This window comes from Pseudorhodobacter sp. (genome assembly GCF_030452865.1).
Lineage (GTDB): Bacteria > Pseudomonadota > Alphaproteobacteria > Rhodobacterales > Rhodobacteraceae > Pseudorhodobacter.
On the sequence record NZ_JAKDLJ010000227.1, the window covers coordinates 1 to 6002 of the forward strand.

7 protein-coding genes are annotated in these 6002 nt (G+C 60.0%); 5 read left to right on the plus strand and 2 right to left on the minus strand.

Annotated features, from left to right (window positions below):
- Positions 1 to 147 precede the first annotated feature (147 nt).
- The 5 genes from L0H65_RS12995 to L0H65_RS13015 are packed head-to-tail and all read left to right on the plus strand — an operon-like array spanning position 148 to position 4007.
- Positions 148 to 762, plus strand: coding sequence for an urea carboxylase-associated family protein (locus tag L0H65_RS12995; RefSeq protein WP_301459477.1), 615 nt, complete (start codon positions 148 to 150; stop codon positions 760 to 762).
- Positions 759 to 1556 (plus strand): amino acid ABC transporter ATP-binding protein, encoded by a 798-nt coding sequence (locus tag L0H65_RS13000; protein WP_301459478.1) that lies wholly within the window; start codon positions 759 to 761, stop codon positions 1554 to 1556. The genes L0H65_RS12995 and L0H65_RS13000 overlap by 4 nt, the downstream gene beginning before the upstream one ends.
- A complete protein-coding gene (locus L0H65_RS13005; protein WP_301459479.1) occupies positions 1553 to 2212 on the plus strand; it encodes an amino acid ABC transporter permease in 660 nt (219 codons plus the stop codon). Before L0H65_RS13000 ends, L0H65_RS13005 begins: the two co-directional genes overlap by 4 nt.
- Before the next feature lie 3 nt (positions 2213 to 2215).
- On the plus strand, positions 2216 to 3193 hold the full coding sequence (locus L0H65_RS13010; RefSeq protein WP_301459480.1) for an agmatinase: 978 nt from the start codon (positions 2216 to 2218) through the stop codon (positions 3191 to 3193).
- Positions 3194 to 3212: 19 nt separating this feature from the next.
- Entirely contained in the window at positions 3213 to 4007 is a 795-nt protein-coding gene (locus L0H65_RS13015; protein ID WP_301459481.1) for a transporter substrate-binding domain-containing protein, read from the plus strand.
- Between the two features lie 305 nt (positions 4008 to 4312).
- On the opposite strand, the gene L0H65_RS13020 is transcribed toward L0H65_RS13015, so the two are convergent.
- Together L0H65_RS13020 and L0H65_RS13025 are read right to left on the minus strand one after the other, a co-directional pair.
- Positions 4313 to 4948, minus strand: coding sequence for a GntR family transcriptional regulator (locus L0H65_RS13020; RefSeq protein ID WP_301459482.1), 636 nt, complete (start codon positions 4946 to 4948; stop codon positions 4313 to 4315).
- On the minus strand, positions 4945 to 6002 hold a 1058-nt coding region (locus tag L0H65_RS13025; protein ID WP_301459483.1), incomplete at its 5' end, for a M20/M25/M40 family metallo-hydrolase. The genes L0H65_RS13020 and L0H65_RS13025, both read right to left, overlap by 4 nt.

The following is a 6002-nucleotide window of genomic DNA, read 5'->3' on the forward strand; positions in this document are numbered from 1 at the left end:
GTATGCTGCAATCAATGGATATGCGGCGCAGCGGCGTCAGCTTGCCAAAACGGGACGGACGTGACCAATGCCCAGTTTTTTATGTCAGCCACACAGGCGGGTCATGCCCCGGCAGATCGGCGCGAAAGTCGCTCAAAGGGGCCAGGGATGACGGCAAGTCATCACATCCTGCCTGCGCGTCACGGTGCGGCATATGTGCTGAACGCGGGGGAGCATGCGCTTGTCCGTAACCCTTATGGCAATCAGGTTGTGGACACATGGGCACTGGCGCTTGCAAACCCGGAAGAACATTCCGCGATGGAGCATACGCGCTCTGTCAACAGCAACATCTTTTTCGACAACGGCCAGCAGGTCGTGTCGATCCATCGCCGCCCGATGCTGACCTTGGTGGAGGACACGAGCCCCGGTCGGCATGATACGCTTTTATGCCCGTGCAGCAGTGCGATCTATCGGGAACTCGGCTGCACGGCACCGCATCGCAGTTGCACGGACAACTTCCATGAGGCCATCGGGAACCATGGCGTCAGCTTGTCATTCACCCCGGCCTCACTGAACCTGTTCATGAATGTGCCGGTCGCGGCGGATGGGTCGCTGGACCGACTGCCTCCGGTAAGTCGACCGGGTGATCATGTCTTGTTGCGCGCGGAAATGGACGTGTTGCTGGTGCTGTCCGCTTGCCCGCAGGATATCACCCCGATCAACGGTGCCGACCACACGCCCCGCGATATTGAACTGGAAATCCGGCGGGAGGGTGCAGCATGAGTCCCGCGCCAGCGCCGCTTTTGCGGCTGAACGGTATCCGCAAGAGCTTTGGTACTTTGGAAGTCCTTAAAGGCATTTCGCTTGATGTTGTTCAAGGCGAAGTGGTCTCGATCATCGGGGCTTCTGGCTCGGGAAAATCCACTTTTCTGCGCACAATCAATGCGATGGAAATTCCGCAGCAGGGAACCATAGACTTCGGCAACTTCTCCTTTGACTGGAGTGGGAGTGCAGGCCGCCGCCCGTCGGCGCAACAACTGCAACAACTGCGCACCGAGATCGGGATGGTTTTTCAGAGTTTCAACCTCTGGCCGCATATGACGGTACTGCAAAACGTGATCCATGCCCCGGTGATGTTGCGGGGTGTGAAGAAGCCCAAGGCGATCAGCGACGCCGAAACCTTGCTTGACCGCATCGGTCTTTTGGAAAAGCGCGATGCCTATCCGGCGAAACTGTCGGGCGGTCAGCAACAGCGTGTCGCCATCGCCCGCGCCTTGGCGATGAAACCAAAGCTGATGCTTTTTGATGAGGTCACATCCGCGCTCGACCCCGAACTCGTGCATGAGGTGCTGACGTTGATGGCGTCACTTGCGGCGGAAGGAATGACCATGCTGCTCGTGACGCATGAGATTGCCTTTGCGCGCGATGTTTCCGACCGGGTGTTGTTCTTTGACCAAGGTGTGATTGCAGAACAAGGGCACCCCGACCAGGTATTGCGGGATCCCGAAAGCCCAAGATTGCGGCAGTTTCTGCACCGCATCCTGCACAACGATACCCGGCACGAGGTCAGCCCATGAACCATAGCTACTTCAACGATGTCGTGGTTTACGGGCCGGGTTTCATGGCAGCGTCGTGGCTGGTGCTGTGGCTGACCATATCGACAATTATCGTCAGTTGGATCTGTGGTCTTGCCGCAGCACTTGCGCAAAGGTCGGATTGGATCGCGGTTCGCGGCGTGGCAGAATTCTACATCTGGTTCATTCGCGGCACGCCTGCATTGATACAGATATTCATCATCTATTTCGGCTTGCCGCAGCTTGGCCTGCGGCTGTCGCCGTTCTCGGCCGGGGTCTTTGCGCTGGGCATCAACTCCGGTGCCTATGTTGCCGAGATCATCCGGGCCGGGCTTTCGGCGATTCACAAGGGGCAGATGGAAAGCTCCTTCGCACTCGGCTTCAGCCGGGCGCAGACCATGCGCACGATCATCCTGCCGCAAGTTCTTCGGATTATCCTGCCCGCTATTACCAACGAGGCGATCAGCGCGCTGAAAAACACCTCACTTTTATCAACAATTACGGTCGTGGAACTGACGCTTTACGCCCAGACGTTGATTTCAGCGACGTTCCGGCCCTTCGATTTCTACATCGCCGTTGCGCTTATCTATCTGGCACTGACCACCATGCTTACCCAGCTCGCGAACTGGCTGGAACGGCATTATGCGAGGATGAGCTGAACCATGTCCGTGCTTCCTGTCGATTCACTCTCCACCCCGCGCTTTGTCGGCTTGCCCAGCTTCATGCGGCTTCCGCTGGCAACCAGTCTTGCGGGCCTTGATGCGGCAATCATCGGCCTGCCGTCGGATTCTGGTGCGCCCTATCGCACCGGCGCGCGCTTTGGCCCGAACGCGCTGCGCGCGATGTCGGTGATGCTGCGGCCGATCAACCCGTCGCGCGGCAACATCAACGTATTTGAGGTGTTGAAGGTCGCGGATGCCGGCGACGCCAATGTCGTGCCGGGCTACGAAATCGAAAGCCTCGCGCTGATGGAGCGTTCTGTCGCAACGCTGGTCGATGCAGGGGTCATTCCTTGCGCGATCGGCGGCGATCATTCGGTGTCACTTGCGGCGCTGCGGGCGGTTGCGCATCGGCACGGGCCGGTTGGCCTGATCCATTTCGACAGTCATACCGACACATGGGACAGTTACTTTGACGGCAAGCGCTATTCAGCCGGCACTATGTTTCGCCGCGCGGTGGAGGAGGGATTGATTGATCCCTCGCGCTCAATCCAGATCGGCCTGCGCGGATCACTGTTCCAGCCAACCGATGTCAGCCAATCGGAGGATCTGGGCTACAGAGTTATAACCTGTGACGAAATGTTTGATCTTGGCTTGCGCGAAGTCGCGCGCCTTGTCGCTGAGCGCGCAGGCCGCGGCCCCTCCTATGCCAGTTTTGATCTCGATTTCGTTGATCCGGCATTCGCGCCGGGGGTTCAGACGCCGGAATGTGGCGGCCCCAGCGCGCGTGAGGCACTTGCCCTTGTGCGGATGATCCGGGGTGTAACGCTGGTCGGTTTCGACGTGGTTGAACTCAACCCGCTTTATGACGGGCCGGGCCAGATAACTGCCTTGCTCGGTGCCACGATCCTTGCAGAATTCCTCGCCCTTATTGCCGAAACCCGGCTGCAAGCCACGACAAGCCCGCAAAACAAACCCTAGCAACACAGAGGTAGACCCAATGAAAATCAAAGCACTGGCCTTAAGTGCCATCGCCGCCGCCGTCTTTACCTTCGCCAGCCCGGTCCAGGCTGCGGGTGAACTTGAACTTCTTGTCCCCGGCAAGCTGAGTGCGGCAACCGAGGGCACCTATCCACCATTCTCGATGCGCGCGCCGAACGGCGAGTTGGACGGGCTGGAAATCCGTGTGATGGGTGAGATTGCGCGCCGTCTCGGCCTTGAATACGATCCGGTGCTGGTGAAATGGGAAAGTGTGCTGATCGGGTTGGAAGCCAATCAGTACGACATCATCAGCGTTGCCATGGACATCACGGAGGAGCGCCAGAAGCAGGTGACTTTCTCTGATGGTTGGTTGGAGTCGGGCGGTCGCGTCGTTGTACGTCAGGACAGCGACATCAAAACGCCAGCCGATCTGAAGGGCCACCCGGTCGGTGGTCTTGTCGCTTCGAACTGGACAAAGATCGCTGCGGAACTGGGGGGCGAGGTCAAGGCCTACAAGGCAGAATCCGATGGCTTCCAGGATTTGGCAAATGGCAATGTCGATGCGATCGTGACGGATGCGGTGGCGGCCGGCTATGTCATCAAAACGTCGAGCCTGCCGTTGAAAATGCTGGATGAACCGGTCAGCACGATCCAGAAGGGCTTTGCCATCAAGAAGGGCAAACCGAACCTGACCGCTGCGGTCAACAAGGCACTGGCAGAGATGGTCGCGGATGGCACTTATGCAAAGCTGACGACCGAATTGGTGGGCTTTTCCCCTGCACCGGCAGAGCCGATCCGCAGTCTGACCGACTGATCCCCGGATCTTCGGAACGCAAACGAGGCCATGGGATGCGACGGGGTTTCGATGGTAGCCGTCTCGTGCCACGGCACTGCCGCTGGGATGTTCCTTCCCTTCGCCGCACCACGCGGCAAAAATTCGGGTGGCTATCAGTCCGTCCGTGATTTGTCTTTCCCGGCGGAGCAATCCGCCGGGACAAAGTTGCAGACCCGGTTTCACGGAAATTGGGTTCCGTTCTGGTGGTGAACGAGCGGGTTCAAGGGGGCGGTCACTGCGCGCCAAGGGACGGCAGACCCGAACGGCTGCGCCCGTTCACCGATTCAGCCCCGGTCGAGCCAACCCAAGGTCCGGGCACGCATGTTTTCGAAATGCTGGAGCATGGCGCTGCGGGCGGCGGCAGGATCGCCTGCCGCAATGGCATCAATGACGGCGATGTGTTCGCGTGCCTGATCGGCGAAATTGATCTCATGGCGAATGATGGTGCAGCGCTGCACAATGGCGCGCTGTTCGGCCAGCAGTTCCGGCAGCAGCGTAAGCCGGGCCGCCATCGCAACGGCGCGATGGAAATCCCCGTCGTCCTGCCAGAAATCCTCAAACTGAGCGGCGTTGCCTTCCAGATACTGGGTCTGCTTTTCGCGCGCGGCGATGAGTTCGGGCGACAGCCCAAATTCTGCCGCCCGCCCGGCAGCGGCTTTTTCAAGGATAAGGCGAAGCTGAATGATATCCAGCAGATGTTCTATCGAAATCCGGCGCACCAGAATCGCGCCGTTGACCATCCGCTCGATAACCTGCTCGCGCTCCAACATGGAGAGTGCTGAACGCAAGGGCGTGCGGGAAATTCCAAGAGACGCCGCAAGGTCGCGCTCGGTCAGGATGCTGTTCGGGGCAATCCTCCCTTCGAGAATATCATCCCGGATGCGGCCATAAGCGGTTTGCGACAGGGATTTCGTGCTCATGGAGCGGTATTTTCCGACAAGACCGCAAAGACCGCCTGCACCGCACGCTCCAGATCGGCATTATCCATCGCCTCATCCGGACAGTGGCTTCCGTTCCAGTTGCGGATGAAAACCATCGTACTGTCCCACCCGGCGCTGGAAAAAGCGGCGGCATCATGCCCGCCGCCCGAAAGCATCCGGCGCGGGTTATCGCCGATCCGCGCGGACCCTTCGGCAACCCAGTCGGCCATAGCAGCCGATAGCTGTGCCGGTTGGCTGCGGCTTTGAAGGCCCAGATCGAAGCGGATGCCTGGGCGTTCGGCTTCTATCCGCGCGATTTCATGGCGCAATGCGACATCTGCGGCATCGAGAACGGCAACACTTTCCGATCGCAGGTCAAGGCAGAATCCCAATTCTCCCGCAACCTTGGCCATGGCATGCGCGGATGTGGCCGCGTCGACCTTGCCGAAAGTCACCGTCAGATCGGACCCGGCGGCAAGAAAATCCACCCATACCCGGTCCATAGCCATCACCAGATAGGCGAAAGCCACCACAGTATCGGCGCGCCCCGCGCGCGGCGCGGCACCCGAATGGGCCCAGGCGCCATGGACCATCGCATTGCGGTAGCGCAGGCCGCCCCGGATTGCGGTGACGATGCCATAGGGTTCGGCTGCATGGTCAAGCACCGGACCTTGTTCGATATGAAACTCCAGAAACCGTGCCGGGCCGGGGGCTGGCGCTGCCATCATTGCAGCCGGGTCGAAACCCTGATCGCGCATGTGATCGCCGAGGCTGCGCCCGGTATCGACGCGCTTGGCGTCCAGATCGGCAGGCAGGAGCCGCCCCAATGCGGCCCGCGACCCGATATAGGACACTGGAAACCAGACGCTTTCCTCGGCACGGGTAACAGTTACGACGAAATCGGCCTCCGGTGTCACCCCTGTTGCACGCATCGCCGCCACCAGCGCCAGCGCCGCTGCCACCCCGGCCTGACCGTCATAGGCGCCGCCTTGGCTGACAGTATCCAGATGCGAGCCACAATAGAGCGCGGGCAGGGCGGGATCGCGTCCGGTCA

Coding starts and splice junctions, on each gene's coding strand:
- L0H65_RS12995 (WP_301459477.1), top strand. CDS start 148: ATGACGGCAAGTCATCACATCCTGCCTGCGCGTCACGGTGCGGCATAT.
- L0H65_RS13005 (WP_301459479.1), top strand. CDS start 1,553: ATGAACCATAGCTACTTCAACGATGTCGTGGTTTACGGGCCGGGTTTC.
- L0H65_RS13000 (WP_301459478.1), top strand. CDS start 759: ATGAGTCCCGCGCCAGCGCCGCTTTTGCGGCTGAACGGTATCCGCAAG.
- L0H65_RS13015 (WP_301459481.1), top strand. CDS start 3,213: ATGAAAATCAAAGCACTGGCCTTAAGTGCCATCGCCGCCGCCGTCTTT.
- L0H65_RS13020 (WP_301459482.1), bottom strand. CDS start 4,948: ATGAGCACGAAATCCCTGTCGCAAACCGCTTATGGCCGCATCCGGGAT.
- L0H65_RS13010 (WP_301459480.1), top strand. CDS start 2,216: ATGTCCGTGCTTCCTGTCGATTCACTCTCCACCCCGCGCTTTGTCGGC.